The organism is Pusillimonas caeni, from assembly GCF_003545815.1.
GTDB lineage: Bacteria > Pseudomonadota > Gammaproteobacteria > Burkholderiales > Burkholderiaceae_B > Pusillimonas > Pusillimonas caeni.
Genome location: NZ_PDUW01000003.1, coordinates 458,936 through 477,297 on the forward strand (window position 1 = coordinate 458,936; position 18,362 = coordinate 477,297).

The window sequence follows — 18,362 nt, forward strand, 5'->3', positions numbered from 1 at the left end:
AGCGGAACTGAATGATGAATCTTTCCCTGATTGCCGACCTGGCCGTGAACGGCCTGGTCATCGGCGGCATCTATGCGGTGGTGGCCATCGGCCTGAACCTGCAGTATGGCCTGATGCGCATCCTGAACATCGCCCACGGCGAATTCCTGATGATAGGCGCATTCGTGATGTTCGCCCTGCACACCTCCACCCAGATCAATCCCTTGTGGTTCGTGCCTGTGGTGACGCTGGCCTGCTTCGTGCTCGGCGTCGTCCTGCACGGGCTTGTTTTCAAGCGCCTCACGGCGCGGGCGCGCTCTCTCGACCAGGTCGAAGAGCGCAGCCTCATCATCGGCTTCGGCCTGATGTTCATCCTGCAGAACGCGGCCACCCTCATCTGGGGTTCCGATCTGCACGGCTACGACTTTCTCAATGAGTCGGTCAAATTCGGCGGCGTGATCGTGACGCAGAACCGGCTGCTGGTGCTGTTGCTGGCGGTGGCGGTCAGCATCGGCCTCATCCTGTTGCTGCAGCGTACCCTGATCGGCAAGGCGGTGCGCGGCATGCTGCAGTCGCCCTTGGGCGCCCAGCTCGTGGGCGTCGACTCGGCGCGCATGAACCCGCTGGTCTTCGGGCTGGGCATCGCGATGGCGGGCTTCGCCGGCTCGCTCCTTAGCATGATCTACGAGATATCCCCTTCGGTGGGCGAGTCCTACACCATCATGGCGCTGATCGTCATCACGCTGGGCGGCCTGGGCAGCATCGGAGGCAGTTTCATGGCGGCCATGCTGCTGGGGCTGGTCGAAAGCTTCGGCACCCACTTCACCAATCCGTCGCTCAAGATGATTCTCAGCTACAGCATCTTCGTGCTGGTGCTGATCTTCAAACCCAAGGGACTGTTCGCCAAATGAAATCATTTCTACCTGCCGTCCTCGTCAGCGGCGCGGTGCTGGCCCTGGCCCCCTGGCTGTTGCCGGAGTTCTGGGTATCGCTGCTGATGACCTGCCTGATGTACGTGGTGCTGGCGGTGAGCTGGTCCATGTTCAGCGGCGCCACCCGCTATCTTTCGCTGGCGTCCACGGCCCTGTTCGGCCTGGGCGCCTACACCACCGCCTGGGGCTACGAAGTGCTGCCCTGGCCGCTGCTGATCGTGGTCGGCGCCGCCGTGTCCGCCGCCTTCGCCGCCGTGCTGGGCGCCGCGGTGCTTCATCTGCGCGGCACGTACTTCGCCATTCTCACCTTCGGAATGGGCGAGCTGGTCAAGCACACCATCACCTACATCGAGAAGAGCGCCTTCGGAACGGTGGGCCGGGTGATCATCGACGTGCCGTCCAACGAGGCGGTGTATTGGACCGTGCTGGCGCTGGCCCTCATCACCGTCGTCGCCTTCAGGGTCGTGGCCGATTCGCGGCTGGGTCTGGCCATGCGGGGCATCGGCCAGGACGAGCAACGCGCGGCCACCTTCGGGGTGGACACGCGCCGCATCAAGGTCATGGGCTTTGCCCTCAGCGCTGCCTTTGCGGGCGCGGTGGGCGCCGCCATGGCGGTGCGCTGGACATACATCGACCCGCATACCGCCTTCAACCCGCTGATCGGCTTCCAGACCGTGCTGATCGCGATGGTGGGCGGCGCGTCCACCTTGCGCGGGCCGGTGATCGCGGCGGTGGCGCTCAGCGTGCTGTCCGACGTGCTGCGGCTTAATTTTCCCTATTTCTACCTGATATTGCTGGGAACCCTGTTGATCCTGAGCGTGCTCTTCATGCCGCGCGGCATCGCGGCGGTCGAATGGGGCAGGCTGCTCGGGCGGAGGCAAGCGCGATGAGCGACCTGATACTCGAACTGAATGGCGTCGGCATGCAATTCGGCGGCCTCAAGGCCCTGTCGAACATCAGCATGCGCGTGCGGCGCGGCGAATTCATCGGCATCATAGGCCCCAATGGGGCGGGCAAGACCACGCTGTTCAACGCCATCAGCGGGGTCATTCCTCCCACCGCGGGCGAAGTCTACGTGGCCGGCAAGCCGATGCGGGGCAGGGCGCCCGATGATTTCTGCAAGCTGGGCGTGGCGCGCACCTTCCAGACCCCGCGCATCTTTCCGGACATGACGGTACGCGACAACGTGCGCTTCGCCCACACCTTCGGCAACGGCGGCAGGCAGGGCATCGACCTCATCGATCAGGTGATGCATGCGGTGGGCATGGTCGAGGCTGAGAACGACATTGCGGGCGCCATGCCGCCGGCCCGGCAGCGGCAGCTGGAGATCGCCATGGCGCTGGCCACCTCGCCCCGCCTGCTGTTGCTGGACGAAGTGGCGGCCGGCCTGACCGAAGGCGAAGTCGAGGAAGTGGCCCGGCTCATCCTGCGGCTGCGGGACGACTACGATCTGACCGTCGTCTGGATCGAGCACGCCGTCAAGACATTGATGAAGACCGTCGAGCGGGTGGCCGTGCTCAATTTCGGCGAACTCATTGCGGACGGCACGCCCGGGCAGGTCGCCGCCGACCAGAAAGTCATCGACGCCTATCTGGGCGAAGAGGAAGCCGCATGAGTATCTTGCTGGAAACCCGAGACCTGTCCGCCGGGTATGGCGCGCTGCAGGTCATCGAGAACATCGACATCCGGGTCGAGGAAGGCCGCTTCACCGTGGTCGTGGGGCCGAACGGCGCGGGCAAGACCACCTTGATGAGCACGCTTGCGGGGGTGCTGCCGGTGGCGCAGGGCGAGATCCGGCTGGACGGCGCAGCGATCAACGCCCTCAGCGTATCGCAGCGCGTCAAGAGCGGGCTGGTGCTGGTGCCCGAAGGGCGCCATTTGTTCGGCCAGATGACGGTGCAGGAAAACCTCGAACTGGGCGGATACCTCATGACGGCGGCCCAGCGGCGCCAGGCCCTGGACGACGTCTATGCCCTGTTTCCGCGCCTGGCCGAGCGCCGCGAACAGCAAGCGGGCAGCATGAGCGGAGGCGAGCAGCAGATGGTGGCGGTGGGGCGCGCGCTGATGGGGCGGCCGCGCTGCATACTGCTCGATGAGCCGGCGCTGGGGCTTGCCCCACGCATGGTGGCCACGCTGTTCCGCATCTTGCGGCAGGTCTCGCAGAACGGGACCGGCGTACTGCTGGTCGAGCAGAATGTGCGGCAGGCGCTCAGCATCTGCGATCATGCCTACATCCTGGAGCGGGGCCGGGTGGTGGCCGAAGGCTCGGGCTCCGAACTGCTGCACGGCGAGCGCATACGCAAGTCCTACCTGGGGCTTTGAGCGCGCGGTGAAGGCCGCCGGCATTGGTCATTGGCGTGATGGCGTCTCGTCATGCTGAACGTTGCTAGAATAAACACGACTTCAGCACAACGAGACATTTCAATGAGCAAAGAGGCAGCCGACCAGGCCCCGACCGAACTCTATACGCAACCCGGGCATTTGCTGCGGCGGGCGCATCAGATTTCCGCCTCGATCTTCCACGACGAGCCGGGCGCCAAGATTACGCCCATCCAGTATGCGATTTTGCGCATTCTCGTCGAGCACCCCGGCGTAGACCAGGTGTCGCTGGCGGGGCTCGTGGCCATCGACACCTCCACGGCGGCCAGCGTGGCCATCCGCCTCGAAGAAAAAAAGCTGCTCATCCGCTACCTCGATCCCAACAACCGGCGTCAGCGGGCTCTGTATGTCACCGACGCGGGACGGGCCCTGTTGCAAAGCACCGTGCCGGGTATTTCGCGCCTGCACCATCGCATTTTCGAAGGGTTCACCCCCGAGGAAGAAGCCCAGTTCATGACCCTGCTGCAAAAGCTGGTGCACATCAACAATTCCAAAAGCAGGGCGCCGCTTTCGCGTCGCAAGCCGTCGCCTCCGGCAGAGCATCCCGCCCCTGAAGAAACCGGGACCTAGATTACAAAACCTAGGGTAAACCCCCGCTTGCGCTGGCATGTGCGTGCAGTAAAATTTCGCTATAGGTTCAGTACACTGAACGTGAATTTTCCAGCGAGGCCATCATGTTCCCGAAAAACACCTGGTACGTAGCCTGTACCCCGGACGAAATCGAATCCAAGCCGCTGGGCCGGCAGATATGCGGCGAGCGCATCGCCTTCTATCGCGGCCACGAAGGCAAGGTGTGCGCGGTCGAAGACTTCTGTCCTCACCGGGGCGCGGCGCTTTCGCTGGGCTACGTCGAAGGCGGCAACCTGGTGTGCGGCTATCATGGCCTGGTCATGGGTTGCGACGGCAAGGTGGTGTCCATGCCCATGCAGCGCGTGGCCGGCTTCCCCTGCGTCAAGAGCTACCCCGTGATCGAACGCTACGGCTTCATCTGGGTGTGGCCGGGCGACCCGGCCCAGGCCGACGAGTCGCTCCTGCCTCATCTCGAGTGGGCCGAAAGCCCCGAGTGGGCCTATGGCGGCGGGCTGTATCACATCAATTGCGACTACCGCCTCATGATCGACAACCTCATGGATCTCACCCATGAGACCTATGTGCACACGACCAGCATCGGGCAGGACGAAATCGACGAATCCCCCGTGCATACCAAGGTCGAGGGCGACACCGTCGTCACCAGCCGCTTCATGGAAAACATCATGGCGCCGCCGTTCTGGCGCGCCGCCCTGCGCTACAACGACCTGGCCGACGACGTGCCGGTCGACCGCTGGCAGATCTCGCGCTTCACGCCGCCCAGCCACATTCTGATCGACGTGGGCGTGGCGCACGCGGGCAAGGGCGGCTTCGAGGCCGACCGGTCGCACAAGGCCGCGGCCATCGTGGTGGACTTCATCACCCCCGAAACCGAGACCTCGCATTGGTACTTCTGGGGCATGGCGCGCAACTTCAAACCCAACGACCCAGAGCTCACCAAGGCGATCCGCGACGGACAGGGTAAAATATTCGCCGAGGATCTCGAAGTCCTGGAGGCGCAGCAGCGCAATCTCCAGGCCAATCCCGACCGCCGACTGCTCATGCTCAACATCGATACGGGGGGCGTGCAATCGCGCCGCATCCTGGATCGCCTGGTGCAAGCCGAGCAGCAGCAACCTACCGCCGAGCCCGCCTGATTTCAATATCGTCGTATTGCGGGACCGGTATTCCGGCCCGCAGCAATGCGGGTAGAACCGCAAATATAGAATATCTAATGAGTCAACTCACCGTTAAAGTAGTCAATAAGGTGCAGGAAGCCGAGGAGATAGTCAGTCTGGAGCTGGCTAGCGTTGATGGCAAACCTCTTCCTTCCTTCAGCGCCGGCGCCCACATCGACGTATACATTCGCGACGGGCTCATTCGCCAGTATTCCCTGCTCAACGATTCGGCCGAACAGCATCGCTACGTCATCGGCGTGCTGCGCGATCCCGAGTCGCGCGGCGGCTCCATCGCCGTGCACGACGATATCAAACAGGGCGATACCATCCAGATCAGCTCGCCCAAGAATCATTTCGAACTGGTCCAGGCCAAGCGCACGCTATTGTTCGCGGGCGGCATCGGGGTAACCCCCATTCTGTGCATGGCGCGCCGCCTCAGCCATATCGGCGCCGATTTCGAAATGCACTACAACTCCCGCACGCCCGAGCGCATGGCGTTCCGCGACGCGATCGGCAAGTCGTCCTTTGCCGACAAGGTGCATTTCCATTTCGACAACGGCGACGACAGCCAGAAGCTCGATCTGGCCCCCTTGCTGGCCAATCCCCAGCCCGACACCCATTTGTACGTGTGCGGTCCCACGGGGTATATCGACTTCGTCGTCAACACCGCCAAGCAGGCCGGCTGGCCGTCCGACCACGTGCATCTCGAGTACTTCGGCGCGGCCGAGGTCGACACCAGCGGCGACACCTCGTTCGAAGTCAAGATCGCCAGCACGGGCCAGGTCTTCACCATCCCGGCCGACAAGCCCATCACGCAGGTGCTGGACGATGCGGGCGTTTTCATTCCCGTCTCGTGTGAAGAAGGCGTTTGCGGCACCTGCCTGACCCGGGTGCTGGAAGGCACGCCCGACCACCGCGATCTCTATCTCACCGATGCCGAGCACGAGGCCAACGACCAGTTCACGCCGTGCTGCTCGCGCTCCAAGAGCCCCATGCTGGTGCTCGACATTTAAGGTTTTTTCAACGGGCCCCGTCGCGGACGGGGCCACCCCTCAGAGAGTCTCAGATGTCCCGTAGAAACGTGAACGCCCAGCGCCGGCAAATGGTACTGGGCGGAGCGGCTATGGCCGCCGGCGGCATGCTGCCTTCGGTCAGCCGCGCCGCCGAGCCGGTCAAGGTCGGCCTTATCGTTCCCATGTCCGGCCCGTTCGCTTCGACCGGTCGCCAGATCGATGCAGCGGTCAAGTTGTACCAGAAGAAGCATGGCGACACCGTCGCCGGCCGCAAGGTCGAGGTCATCCTCAAGGACGACGGCGGTGTTGCGCCCGACGCCACCAAGCGCATCGCCCAGGAGCTGGTCACCCGCGAAGGGGTGCAGGTGCTGGCCGGCTTCGGCCTGACGCCGCTGGCTTTTGCGGCGTCGCCCATCGCGACCCAGGCCAAGACGCCCATGATCGTCATGGCCGCGGCCACCTCCGTCATCGTCAAGCGCTCTCCCTACGTCGTTCGCACGGGTTTCACGCTGCCCCAGGTCACGGCTCCCATGGCCGACTGGGCGCTGAAGAACGGCATCGAGTCCGCCATCACCTTCGTCAGCGATTACGGCCCGGGCATCGACGCCGAAAAAGTGTTCATCAAGAGCTTCACGGCCGGCGGCGGCAAGGTGGACGCCAGCATCCGCACGCCCTTGCTCAATCCCGACTACGCTCCCTTCCTGAAGCGGGTCAAGGACAGCAAGCCCCAGGCCCTGTTCGTGTTCGTGCCGTCGGGCGAGGGCGCGAACGTGCTCAAGCAGTTCAATGAGCGCGGCCTGGCCGACGACGGCATCCGCCTCATCTGCACCGGCGACGTGCTGGACGACGACCTCATGGTCAGCATCGGCCCCGTCTCCGAAGGCGTGGTCAGCAGCCATCACTACTCGGCCGCCCATCCTTCGGCCGAGAACAAAGAGTATGTCGAGGGCTTCCAGCGCGACAATGGCGGACACCGGCCCAATTTCCATTCCGTGGGCGGCTATGACGGCATGCATTTGCTGTATGAAGCCTTAAAAAAGACCAACGGCGACGCAAATGGCGATAAACTATTGGCGGCCATGAAAGGCTTGTCCTGGAATAGTGTCCGCGGCCCCGTCACCATAGATCCGGACACGCGCGACATCGTTCAAGACGTGTACATCCGCAGGTCCGAGCAGGTCGATGGCCAGATGTGGAACGTCGAATTCGATAAAATCGCACAATTCAAAGATCCAGGCGTTTAAGCCTACCGGCCGAGCTACATCAGCGCATCACGACGAGACATCGCTCCGGGCCCGGTTCGGCCGTCATCCCCCGGAGCATGTCCGTTCTTCGTTACAGCGACTCCGGTTTCGATACTTTTAGTCAATCTCAACAATGGGGAGTGAATTCATCATGCCGCATACGTATGCCGAAAGCGGACAGGCGTTCCGCTGGAGCACAGGGTGGCCGCCATGCTAGGTAACCTGCTGGGCGTATTGTTCGATGGCGTCGCCTACGGCAGCCTGCTCTTTCTGATCAGTGTCGGCCTCTCGGTAACGATGGGCCTCATGAACTTCATCAATCTGGCTCACGGCGCTTTCGCCATGGTGGGCGGCTATGTGGCCGTCGAACTGATGCGGCAGCTGGGCGTACCGTTCCTGGCGACCCTGCCCCTGGCATTCATCAGCGCCGCCTTGGTAGGCTTCGTGCTCGAGCGCACTCTCTATCGGCGCCTGTACAAGGCCGACCACCTCGACCAGGTGCTGTTCTCGATCGGCCTGACCTTCATGGTGATCGCGGCGGGCATCTATGTATGGGGGCCTTCGCAACAGCCGGTTCACCTGCCTTCCTGGCTGCGCGGCCAGGTATCGGTATTCGGCGTGGGCCTGGGCGTCTATCGCCTGTTCCTCATCGCGGTGGTCGTCGTCGTCACGGCTGCGCTGTTCCTGCTCATCGAGCGCACCCGCCTGGGCGCGCAGATCCGCGCCTCGGTCGACAACCAGGAAGCCTCCGCGGGCCTGGGCATCAACGTCAGCCGGGTGTTCAGCCTGACGTTCGCCCTGGGTTCGGGGCTGGCGGGGCTGGGCGGCGGCCTGGGCATCGACGTGCTGGGCCTGGACCCCACCTTCCCGCTCAAGTACATGGTGTACTTCCTGATCGTCGTGGCCGTGGGCGGCGCCGGCACCATTAGCGGCCCCTTGCTGGCGGCCATCGTGCTGGGCGTCTTCGACGTGGCGGGTAAATACTATGTGCCCTCGCTGGGCGCGTTCGTCATTTACGCGTTGATGGTCGTGCTGCTCATTCTCTTCCCCTCCGGACTCATCTCGAGGCGTTCATGACGAAATCAACTCTATTATCCTCGCTGTCCATCTCGGACAAGCTGCCGGCGCCGCGCGTGCCGAACGCCAGCTGGACAAAGTACGAAATCATTTTCTGGCTGCTGCCTTTCGTCGCCTTTTTCCTGTTCAAGGGCTATCTGGTGCTGGCCAGCCAGATCATGATCCTCGGCCTCTTTGCCCTGTCCCTGGACCTCATCCTGGGCTATGCGGGCATCGTGTCGCTGGGGCATGCGGCGTTCTTCGGCCTCGGAGCCTATACCGCCGGCCTGCTTTCCGTGCATGGCTGGGGCGAACCCATCAGCGGCATGCTGCTGGGCGCGATCGTGGCGGCGATATTCGGCTTTCTCACCAGCTTCCTGGTGGTGCGCGGCCATGACCTGACCCGCCTGATGGTCACCCTGGGCATCTGCCTCATGCTCTACGAAGTCGCCAACAAGGCCGCCTTCATCACGGGCGGGGTCGACGGCCTGTGGGGCATCCAGATGTGGAAGCTGCTGGGCATCTTCGAGTTCGACCTGCAAGGCCAGACGGGCTTCTTCTACAGCTTCGCGGTCCTGTTCATCGTGTTCGTGCTGGTGCGCCGCATCGCGCGCTCCACCTTCGGCCTGAGCCTCATCGGCATCCGAGAAGGCGGCAAGCGCATGCCCGCCATCGGCGCCAACATCAACCGCCGCCTCATCGCCGTCTATACCCTGGGCGCGGGCATCGCCGGCATCGCCGGAGCCTTGCTGGCCCAGACGACCCAGTTCGTCGGCCTGGACTCCCTGGGCTTCATACGTTCCGCCGACCTGCTCATCATCCTGGTGCTGGGCGGCACGGGCCGTCTGTATGGCGCGCTGATCGGCGCGCTGGTGTTCATGATTGCGCAGGACCAGATCGCAAACGTCAACCCGGTGTACTGGCAGTTCTGGATCGGCCTGTTCCTGGTCATCATCGTCATGGTGGGCCGCGGCGGCATTCTGGGCGCTGTCGACGCCTGGCGTGAACGGCGCCGCGCCCGTGCAACAAACGCAGGAGGCCGGGCATGAATACCACTCTCCGTACCGAAGGCATTTCCAAGCAGTGGGGCGCCTTCAAGGCAAACAGCGACATCTCGCTCACCTTCGAGCCCGGCGGCCGTCATGCACTGATCGGCCCCAACGGCGCGGGCAAGACCACCTTCATCAACCTGCTCACGGGCGCTTTGCAGCCCACGTCGGGCAAGGTGTTCTTCGGCGACCAGGACATCACGGCGCGCTCGCAGCACGAGCGCGTCAAGATGGGCATGACGCGCACCTTCCAGATCAACACCCTGTTCCAGGGGCTTACGGTGCTGGAGTCCGTCGTGCTGGCCATCAGCGAACGCGACGGCCTCTATCGCAACTGGTTCCGCACCGTGGCCGAACAAAAGAAGGCCATCGACGAAGCGCTCGAGCTGCTTGCCACCCTGCGCCTCGACCGCGACATCAACACCGTCACGCGCAACCTGCCTTATGGCAAGCAGCGCCTGGTTGAGATCGCCCTGGCGCTGGCCACCAAGCCCAAGGTGCTGTTGCTGGACGAGCCGGCCGCCGGCATTCCATCGACCGACAGCGCCGAACTGTTCGAGGTGATCTCCCAGTTGCCGCGCGACGTCACGGTCGTGTTCATCGAGCACGACATGGGCCTCGTATTCCGCTTCGCCGAGCGCATTACCGTGCTGGTGGGCGGCAAGGTCCTGACCGAGGGCACGCCGGCCGAGATCTCGGCCGACCAGCGAGTGAAAGAAGTCTATTTGGGCGAGGCAGCGCATGACGAATAAAGGAAGCGATTTGCTCGTAATGGAGCACGTCACCGCGGGCTATGGTGAGGCCGTGGTACTCGAGGACATCTCGCTCACGATCAAGGAGGGCGAAAGCCTGGCCCTGCTCGGGCGAAACGGCATGGGCAAGACCACGCTGCTGCTCACCATGATGGGCCTGACCCAGCTGCACAAGGGCAAGCTCTTCTGGAAGGGCGCCGACATTACCGGCCTTACCACCTACAAGCGTGCGCAGGCCGGCCTGGGCTGGGTGCCCCAAGAGCGGCACATGTATCCGTCGCTGTCGGTCGAAGAGCACTTGACGGTGGTGGCCCGGCCCGGCGAATGGACGGTCCCCAAGATCTACCAGCTGTTTCCGCGTCTGCAAGAGCGGCGCAACAACATGGGCAACCAGTTGTCCGGCGGCGAGCAGCAGATGCTGGCCATCGCACGCGCGCTCATGGTCAATCCGCGCCTGCTGCTGCTCGACGAGCCGATGGAGGGCCTGGCGCCCATCATCGTTCAAGAACTGCTGGGGGTCGTGGGCCGCCTGGTCAAGGAAAGCGGCCTGTCGGTCATCATTGTCGAGCAGCATGCCCGCATGGCGCTCGAACTGACCGAGCGCGTGATCGTTCTGGACCGCGGCCGCATCGTACACGATTCAGACAGCCAGGAACTCCTGGACGACGATGCCAAGCTTCAACGCCTGGTGGCGGTAGCGTAGCCCGCCCGCCTTGCGCAAAAATGCCCTGCCGTCAGGCAGGGCATTTTTTTTGCCGCCGGGCCTTGCCAAAGCGCACGCCAGGCTTATTTCATCGGCTCAACATCGGTTCTCTTCCAGCCAGGCGTCCGCGTCGGACGCCGATATGGGCCGCGAAATGAGGTAGCCCTGGGCGAAATCGCAGCCCAGCTGCAGCAGCCGCATCAGGCTTCTCTGGTCTTCGACCCCTTCGGCGGTGACGCTTACCTTCAGGTTGTGCGCCAGGCCGATGATCGAGTCGACGATGGTCTGGCTTTCTTTGTCGTTGTCCATGTCCCGGATGAAGGACTGATCGATCTTGAGATTGTCGACCGGGAGCTTGTGCAGATACGAAAGCGAGGAGTGGCCGGTTCCGAAGTCGTCGATGGCGATGCGCACTCCTATGGCGCGGATGCGATGCAGCACGCTGAGCGAGCGCGTGGCGTCCAGCATGATGGCGCTTTCGGTGATTTCGAGCTCGAGGTAGTGGGCGGGCAGGTTGTGGCGGGCCAGCAGCTTCTGGATCTGCGCCGGGAACTCCTGGCTGAGGAGATTGCGCGCCGATACGTTGACGCTTATGGTGGCGTGATGGCCCTTGTTGTGCCACAGGCGGCATTGCCCCAGCGCCTTGTCCAGCACCCACAGGGTCAAGGGGTGGATCAGGTCGCTGTATTCGGCGACCGGCATGAAGTGGCCGGGGGGAACCAGGCCTTTTCCGGGACGCTGCCAGCGCAGCAGGGCTTCGAAACCGACCGTGCGGCGGCGGCGCAGGTTGATCTGCGGCTGGAAATGCAGAAAGAACTCGTCGGAATCCAGGGCATGGCGCAGGTCGGACAACAGCAGCAGGCGATTGGGCGTGCGCTCGTTCTGAGAGGCGTCGTAAAAGGCGAATCCGCTGCCCTCGCGCTCGGCGCGGTGCATGGCGCTGTCGGCGTGACGCATGAGGACGTCGGCTTCGGTGCCGGCGACCGGGTACTCGGCAATGCCGATGCTGGCGCTGATCTGCATCTCGGTGCCGTCGAGTTCGACGGGACGGCGGATCTCGTTGAGGATTTCCTGGGCCAGATCGCGTATCGGCATGGTCAGGTCCCCTTGCCGGAACAGCAGGGCGAACTCGTCGCCGCTCGAACGGCCCAGGTCTCCATTGGAACCGACGAGATTATGCAGGCGCCGCGCCACGGTGCGCAGCAAGTCGTCTCCCACGTGATGGCCGAAGGTGCTGTTGATTTCCTTGAAGCCGTGCAGCGTCAGGTTCACGACATACAGGCGCTGGCTGCTTGACGCGGCGTCATTGAGCGCGGTTTCGAGGCGCGTCGTGAAGACTTCGCGCTTGTACAGGCCGGTAAGCACGTCGTGGCGGGACTGGTAGCGCAGCGCTTCGTGGTGGCGGTTGTGCTCGATGGCCATCGAAGCGACTTCGGTGGCCATCTTGCTGAACTGCAGGTCTTCCATGCTTGGAGACCCCGGCTTGCGGAAGTACACGGCCAGCGCGCCGACCACCCTGCCATCGGCCGCGAGAATGGGATGGGACCAGCAGGCGCGCAGATCATGGTCGAGTGCGTATTCGCGTATCGACTCCCAAGCCGGATCGGTGGCGATATCGGGGGTGACCACGACCCGATTCTGGACCATGGCGGCGCCGCAGGTGCCCAGCGCATTCTCGCAATTCAATTGGCTCAGCGCTTCGGCGTAGCTGTCCGGCAGCGACGGGGCGATGCACGACTGCACGTGGACGCCGTCGGGCGCCAGCAGCAGGATGGATACGAGGCCGCCTTCGATCTGGGTCTGGGTGACTTGGGCTAGGGTCCTCAGTGTGTCGTCCAGGGGCCGATTCTGGGCGATCATTTGCAATATCTTGTTTTGCCCCTGCTGGCGCTGCAGGGATTGCTCCCATTGCGCCTCTTGGCGGCCCAGCGCCTTGGCCATGTGGTCCAGTTGGCCGGCGATGTCGGTGAATTCCTGCCCCGACACCATCTTGGTCACGCGGGTGTCGTACTTCCCCTGGCTCAGGCGCTTTGCCGCGGCGGCCAGATAGCGGACGTTGCGGCCCACGATCATCTGTATGCCCACCCAGCCCAGAACCAGTGTCAGCAGGCCCAGCAAGAGGGCCAATGCGCCGCTTATCCAGAAGGTGCGATAGATTTTCGCCAAGGCCTTTTCGGTGGGATGCTGGTAGATGACGGTCAGGGCGTGCGGGTCTTCGTCGGTACCGGTCCGGGCGTGGCTGATCAGCCATTCGCTTCCATCACGCCGCTTGAGGATGTGGGAGCCTTCTTTGGTGCGCGCCAGCAGTTCCTGCAGCCGCACATCGCCCAGCACCTGGCCGATCTCGATGCTGGGCAGCGGCGGTATGCTGTTGAGGACGACGCCGTTGCGGTCCAGTATGGTAATGATCGATTCATTCGAATGCTGGGCGGCATGGCGGGCCCGGACCATGGAGGTGATGTCCAGCGAGGCATACAGCAGCGCCCATGGCTGTCCGTCGGCCTTGCGCAGTGCGGTTGCAACCAGGATCACGGGCTTGCCGGATATCCTTCCCACGTGATAGTCGCTTACGATGATGCCGGTTTCATAGAGCGCGCGCTGGAAATAGTCGCGGTCGGAAAAATTGATTTCGCGCAATGCTTCAGGGGGATGCAGGCCCGAGCACAGGCTTTGTCCCGAGACCGACATCAGGCCGATATCGTGATAGCTTTTCTGATCTTTGAGCAGGCCGCGCATGTAGTCATGGCATTGGGCCCAGTTCTGCCCAATAATCAGGGGCATATGGGAAATGGCCTTGAACATGTCGCGAGTGCTGCTGAACAGCCAGCTTTCGTCATGCGCGGCCAGCTGCACGAAACGCTCGGCGTTTTCGGTGCTGTACTCGGTAAGATATCCGCGCTGCTCGTAGACGTAGAGGCACAACCCTGCGAACGAAGGCATGACTGCAACGCATATCACAAAAAATATGCGCACATAAATGCTCTTGAAAGCGTCCTTGCGCCACACCATCGCCCGGATTCTCCTGTAGGCCGAGTCTGCGCTCGGTAACCGTAGCATTATTGTAAATATGTTTACGTTTTGTTTGCTCGGCTCAGGGTGCTAGTTTACGGGTTTTTGGATGTTTGTCTTGAGCATTTCGAAGTACATACAGGCAAGTTTTAGATAAAAAAAGAAAATACTACTTCATCAACCGCTTTTCCATGAGTTTATCCACAATATCCGGGGATAAATATTCTTACGGTGCAGCCGCCGAAGACGATATCATCTTTGCGCAAAGGGTGCCGACATCGAAATTCAATCAACGACAGAGCCATGAACGAAACACTCAGCCTTTGGGACTTGTGGTTCCCGCATATCGAAACCATCGTCATACGGCTTATCGTTGCAGCCCTGATCATGACGATAGGCTGGGCGGTGTCCGTGGCGGCCGGCCGGGCCGTGCGCAAGCTGGCCGCCCGATCCAGCCGGGTCGATCCCACCGTCGTTCCGATGGCCCATACGGTCACGGTGTGGGCCATACGCATCATCGTGCTCATCGCGGTGCTGGCCAAGCTGGGCGTACAGACCGCCAGCATCATCGCCATGCTGGGCGCGGCCGGCCTGGCCATCGGCCTGGCGCTGCAAGGCACTTTGCAGAACATTGCCGCGGGCATCATGCTGCTTGCCCTGCGCCCGCTGCGTGCCGGCGAATCCGTGTCGGTGGTCGGCAAGGCCGACGGCACGGTGGAAGAGGTGGGTCTGTTTCTCAGCCGCTTCCGCCAGGCCGACGGTACCCAGATCACATTGCCCAACAGCCTGGTATGGGGCAATGCCATCATCAATTTCAGCCGCAACGGCTCGCGGCGCGTCGAGGTCCAGGTGGGCATTCTTTATGGCCAGGACATCGGCCTGGCCCTGCAGACTGCCCGCTCGCTGATCGAAAACCACCCGCTGGCGCTCGATGCGCCCGCCCCGGCCGTCTTCGCAGGCGAAAATCGCGTCAATACCGTCATGATCGTCGTTCAGGCCTGGGCGGCGGCGAACGATTATGGGGCCTTGCTCAACGACGTCCGTCGCGACTTGCCTAGCCGGCTGCAGCAGGCGGGCTTCAAGATGCCGGCCTAGGGCCAACAGGCCCTGGGGCCCGTCAATCGCGGGGGCTGGCGGCGCGTATCATCGCCGTGCATACGCCGCGCATCATGTCGACTTCGTCCTGGGACAGCGCGTTGCGCGTAAACAGGTGCCGCATGCGCGGCATGAGTTTCTTGGGATGCTGCGGGTCGAGAAAGCCGATCGAAACCAGCGCTTCCTGCCAATGGGCCATGAAGGCCTGGACCTTGTCGTTGGCGGCGGGCAGGCTGCCCGGGGCGACGGCCTGCTTCTCGGTGCGGGGCACCAGCGGCCGGTCCTGGCTGCTGATGAGCGCATAGCGCAATTCCCATGCGGCCAGCTGCAGCGCCTGGGCCACATTGAGCGAACTGTATTCCGGGTTGGCGGGAATGTGGCAGATGCGCTGGCACAGCGCAATGTCCTGGTTGGTCAGGCCCGAGCGTTCGGTGCCCAGCACGATGGCGACACGGCCGTCGCCGTGCTCGGCCAGATGAGCCCGGCTGGCATCGGCTGCCTGGCGTATGTCGCATACCAGGGGGCCGAGGTCTCGCGGCCTTGCCGTCAGGGCAAAGGCCAGCGTGCTGCCGGCCAGGGCCTCGGCCAGCGTGGAGTGGATTTGCGCGTCGGCCAGCACGTCGGTTGCCCCGCTGGCCAGCGCCAGCGCCTCGGCCTGGTTGACGATGTCCTCGTGGCGCGGGGACACCAGGCGCAGCTTCTGGAAGCCCATGGTCTTGATGGCCCGCGCCGCGGCGCCGACATTGCCGGGGTGGCTGGGGTGCACCATGATGAATTCGATGCGTCCGAAGGGCGGGGCGCCGTCGCCGGAGGGGAAAGGGCTCATTTAGAACAATCTGCCTGTGTCATTTAAAATAGGCGGTTTACAAGTAATACGGAATTTTATGCACCCGATGCTCAATACCGCCATCAAGGCGGCACGCCGCGCCGGCGCGATCATTAACCGGGCCAGCCTCGATCTGGAGCGTTTGCAGGTGGCGCGCAAGGGACCCAAGGATTATGTCACGGAAGTGGACCGCGCCGTCGAAGACGCCGTCATCGACGTCCTGCGCACGGCCTATCCCGACCATGCTTTCCTGGGCGAAGAATCGGGTGCCCATCCCGCCGCGGGCGCCCGGCCCGACGCGGTGCCCGAATTCCAATGGATCATCGACCCGCTGGACGGCACGACCAACTTCATCCATGGCTTCCCTGTATACGCGGTCTCCATCGCCCTGGCGCATCGAGGCCAGGTCACGCAGGCCGTCATCTTCGATCCCAACCGCAACGAACTGTTCACGGCCAGCCGCGGGGGCGGGGCGTTTCTGAACGACCGCCGCATACGCGTTTCCGGCCAGACCCGCTACCACGACGCCCTCATCGGCGCCCACGTTCCCCGGTCCGCCAGCGACCTCACCGTGGCAGAGCGCTTTTCCGAGTTGCTGTCCGGCTGCGCCAGCGCGCGGCGCATGGGCGCGACGGTGCTCGACCTGGCCTATGTGGCATGCGGCCGCATCGACGGCTTCTGCGGCGCCAGGCTCAAGCGCTGGGACATGGCGGCCGGCAGCCTGCTGGTACTCGAGGCGGGCGGCCTGATCGCCGACTTCGAGGGCGAGCAGGGCTGGATGCAGTCGGGCAGCGTGCTGGCCGCGAGCCCCAAGATCTTCACGCAGATGCTCGCCCACCTGCAAGGTTGACCGGGCCTAACGCACTGTTACGTGCGTGAGATCAAAAGCCTCTATGATGCCCATACCGCATAAAGGAGTCTGTTGATGGAGTGGATGCTTGACCCGTCGGCGTGGGTGGGCCTGCTGACGCTGGTCGTCCTCGAGATCGTCCTGGGCATCGACAATCTCATCTTCATCGCCATCCTGGTCGACAAGCTGCCCCCCAAGCTGCGCGACCGCGCGCGCGTGATGGGCCTTTCGCTGGCGCTGCTGATGCGCCTGGGCCTGCTGACCGTGATGTCGTGGCTCATCAAGCTTACCGCGCCGCTCGTTTCCGTGGGGCCCATGGAGTTCTCGGGGCGGGACATCATCCTCATCATCGGCGGCTTCTTCCTGCTGTTCAAGGGCACGATCGAGCTGCACGACCGTATCGAGGGCCGCAACGAACACGGCACGGGCGAGCGCCTGCATGCCAGCTTCGGCCTCATCGTCACCCAGATCGTCGTCCTGGATGCGGTGTTCTCGCTCGACGCCGTCATCACGGCGGTGGGCATGGTCGACCATCTGCCCGTCATGATGATCGCGGTGGTCATCGCCATGTCCATCATGCTTTTCGCGTCCAAGCCGCTGACGACCTTCGTCAATGCTCACCCCACGGTGGTGGTGCTGTGCCTGGGCTTCTTGCTGACCATCGGTTTTTCGCTCGTCGCCGAAGGCTTCGGCTTTGCGATTCCAAAGGGCTATCTGTATGCCGCCATCGGCTTTTCGGTGCTGATCGAGGCGCTGAACCAGGTGGCGCGCCGCAACGTACGGCGCCTGGAGGCCCGCAGGCCGATGCGTGAGCGCACCGCCGAGGGCATCATGTACATGCTCGGCAAGCGGCCGATGACCAGCCCCGAGCAGCCATCCCACCAGGAAGAGATCCCCGAGCAGGTGTTCGGCGACACCGAGCGCAATATGGTCAGCGGCGTGCTGACGCTGGCCGACCGCAGCATTCATTCCATCATGACGCCGCGCAACGACATCTCTTGGCTCAATCTGGACGACGACACCGAGACGCTGCGCCGGCAGCTCGATGGCTCGCCGCACAGCTTCTTTCCCGTCTGCCGGGGCTCGCTGGACGAGGTCATAGGCATAGGCAGGGCCAAAGAGCTCATCGCCGACCTGATCACCCACGGCACGATACGCCTGTCCAGATTGCGCGATCCGATCATCGTGCACGAATCCATCGGCATCCTCAAGGTCATGGAAACGCTCAAGCGCGCCAAGGGCCAATTGGTGCTGGTCACGGACGAGTTCGGCGCCATCGAAGGGGTGGTGACGCCCATCGATGTCTTCGAGGCGATCGCAGGCGAGTTTCCGGACGAAGACGAGCAGCCTGATATCATCCAGATCGACGAGGATCATTGGCGCGTCGATGGCGCCGCCGACCTGCATCATCTGGAACAAGTGCTCAACGCCGAAGGGCTGGTGGACGACGACGAGGTCTATTCCACCTTGGCGGGCTATCTGCTCGAGCGGTTCGGGCACCTACCCGCGGCGGGAGACAGCTGCGTGCTCGAGCAGCCGCACGCGTCCTTCCGCCTCACCGTGGAGCGTGTCGACGGGAGGCGCATCGCCGCGGTCGCCATCGAGCGAACGCTTCACAGCCAGCCCGAAAACGACGACGCCGGTTAGGCCGGGTCCGCGTGTCGACACATACGGTTTTTTCATCAGGCCGCCCTGCGGGCGGCCCGGATGGTTCCGCGGTCTTTGCGGCG

General features: G+C 63.3%; 17 protein-coding genes. 15 read left to right on the top strand and 2 right to left on the bottom strand.

From position 1 onward, the window contains the following. Nucleotides 1-11: 11 nt before the first annotated feature. From CSC67_RS09485 to CSC67_RS09540, 12 genes are all read left to right on the top strand, one after another. On the top strand, nucleotides 12-890 hold the full coding sequence (locus CSC67_RS09485; protein WP_342447673.1) for a branched-chain amino acid ABC transporter permease: 879 nt from the start codon (nucleotides 12-14) through the stop codon (nucleotides 888-890). After that, on the top strand, nucleotides 887-1,801 hold the full coding sequence (locus tag CSC67_RS09490) for a branched-chain amino acid ABC transporter permease (protein ID WP_118994265.1): 915 nt from the start codon (nucleotides 887-889) through the stop codon (nucleotides 1,799-1,801). The genes CSC67_RS09485 and CSC67_RS09490 overlap by 4 nt, the downstream gene beginning before the upstream one ends. After that, a complete protein-coding gene (locus tag CSC67_RS09495) occupies nucleotides 1,798-2,526 on the top strand; it encodes an ABC transporter ATP-binding protein (protein WP_118994266.1) in 729 nt (242 codons plus the stop codon). Before CSC67_RS09490 ends, CSC67_RS09495 begins: the two co-directional genes overlap by 4 nt. Then, nucleotides 2,523-3,233 carry an ABC transporter ATP-binding protein gene (locus CSC67_RS09500; protein ID WP_118994267.1) on the top strand — a complete coding sequence of 237 codons (711 nt, stop codon included), beginning with the start codon at nucleotides 2,523-2,525 and terminating at the stop codon, nucleotides 3,231-3,233. Before CSC67_RS09495 ends, CSC67_RS09500 begins: the two co-directional genes overlap by 4 nt. A gap of 102 nt (nucleotides 3,234-3,335) precedes the next feature. After that, a complete protein-coding gene (locus CSC67_RS09505; protein ID WP_118994268.1) occupies nucleotides 3,336-3,860 on the top strand; it encodes a MarR family winged helix-turn-helix transcriptional regulator in 525 nt (174 codons plus the stop codon). Between the two features lie 104 nt (nucleotides 3,861-3,964). Next, nucleotides 3,965-5,014 (top strand): aromatic ring-hydroxylating dioxygenase subunit alpha, encoded by a 1,050-nt coding sequence (locus CSC67_RS09510; protein ID WP_118994269.1) that lies wholly within the window; start codon nucleotides 3,965-3,967, stop codon nucleotides 5,012-5,014. A 77-nt stretch (nucleotides 5,015-5,091) separates the two neighbouring features. Continuing rightward, nucleotides 5,092-6,048 carry a PDR/VanB family oxidoreductase gene (locus tag CSC67_RS09515; protein ID WP_118994270.1) on the top strand — a complete coding sequence of 319 codons (957 nt, stop codon included), beginning with the start codon at nucleotides 5,092-5,094 and terminating at the stop codon, nucleotides 6,046-6,048. A gap of 53 nt (nucleotides 6,049-6,101) precedes the next feature. Further along, on the top strand, nucleotides 6,102-7,292 hold the full coding sequence (locus CSC67_RS09520; RefSeq protein ID WP_118994271.1) for an ABC transporter substrate-binding protein: 1,191 nt from the start codon (nucleotides 6,102-6,104) through the stop codon (nucleotides 7,290-7,292). A 210-nt stretch (nucleotides 7,293-7,502) separates the two neighbouring features. Continuing rightward, the gene (locus CSC67_RS09525; RefSeq protein ID WP_118994362.1) at nucleotides 7,503-8,369 is read left to right on the top strand and encodes a branched-chain amino acid ABC transporter permease; all 867 of its coding nucleotides are present in this window, start codon (nucleotides 7,503-7,505) and stop codon (nucleotides 8,367-8,369) included. Further along, nucleotides 8,366-9,397 carry a branched-chain amino acid ABC transporter permease gene (locus tag CSC67_RS09530; RefSeq protein ID WP_118994272.1) on the top strand — a complete coding sequence of 344 codons (1,032 nt, stop codon included), beginning with the start codon at nucleotides 8,366-8,368 and terminating at the stop codon, nucleotides 9,395-9,397. Before CSC67_RS09525 ends, CSC67_RS09530 begins: the two co-directional genes overlap by 4 nt. After that, entirely contained in the window at nucleotides 9,394-10,149 is a 756-nt protein-coding gene (locus CSC67_RS09535) for an ABC transporter ATP-binding protein (RefSeq protein WP_118994273.1), read from the top strand. The genes CSC67_RS09530 and CSC67_RS09535 overlap by 4 nt, the downstream gene beginning before the upstream one ends. Further along, complete coding sequence (locus CSC67_RS09540) at nucleotides 10,139-10,852, top strand: ABC transporter ATP-binding protein (RefSeq protein WP_167752824.1); 714 nt, start codon at nucleotides 10,139-10,141, stop codon at nucleotides 10,850-10,852. The genes CSC67_RS09535 and CSC67_RS09540 overlap by 11 nt, the downstream gene beginning before the upstream one ends. Before the next feature lie 96 nt (nucleotides 10,853-10,948). Here CSC67_RS09540 and CSC67_RS09545 read toward each other — a convergent pair whose 3' ends face one another. Continuing rightward, on the bottom strand, nucleotides 10,949-13,792 hold the full coding sequence (locus CSC67_RS09545; protein WP_167752825.1) for an EAL domain-containing protein: 2,844 nt from the start codon (nucleotides 13,790-13,792) through the stop codon (nucleotides 10,949-10,951). A gap of 372 nt (nucleotides 13,793-14,164) precedes the next feature. Here CSC67_RS09545 and CSC67_RS09550 point away from each other — a divergent pair, with 372 nt between their 5' ends. Beyond that, a complete protein-coding gene (locus CSC67_RS09550; RefSeq protein ID WP_118994276.1) occupies nucleotides 14,165-14,956 on the top strand; it encodes a mechanosensitive ion channel family protein in 792 nt (263 codons plus the stop codon). A 22-nt stretch (nucleotides 14,957-14,978) separates the two neighbouring features. Here CSC67_RS09550 and CSC67_RS09555 read toward each other — a convergent pair whose 3' ends face one another. Beyond that, nucleotides 14,979-15,782, bottom strand: a complete 804-nt coding sequence (locus tag CSC67_RS09555) for an RNA methyltransferase (protein WP_118994277.1) — start codon at nucleotides 15,780-15,782, stop codon at nucleotides 14,979-14,981. Between the two features lie 58 nt (nucleotides 15,783-15,840). Between CSC67_RS09555 and CSC67_RS09560 the strand changes: the two genes are divergently transcribed. Both CSC67_RS09560 and CSC67_RS09565 read left to right on the top strand, forming a co-directional pair. Further along, entirely contained in the window at nucleotides 15,841-16,632 is a 792-nt protein-coding gene (locus tag CSC67_RS09560; protein WP_118994278.1) for an inositol monophosphatase family protein, read from the top strand. A gap of 75 nt (nucleotides 16,633-16,707) precedes the next feature. Continuing rightward, entirely contained in the window at nucleotides 16,708-18,279 is a 1,572-nt protein-coding gene (locus CSC67_RS09565; RefSeq protein ID WP_118994279.1) for a TerC family protein, read from the top strand. The last annotated feature ends 83 nt before the right edge of the window (nucleotides 18,280-18,362 follow it).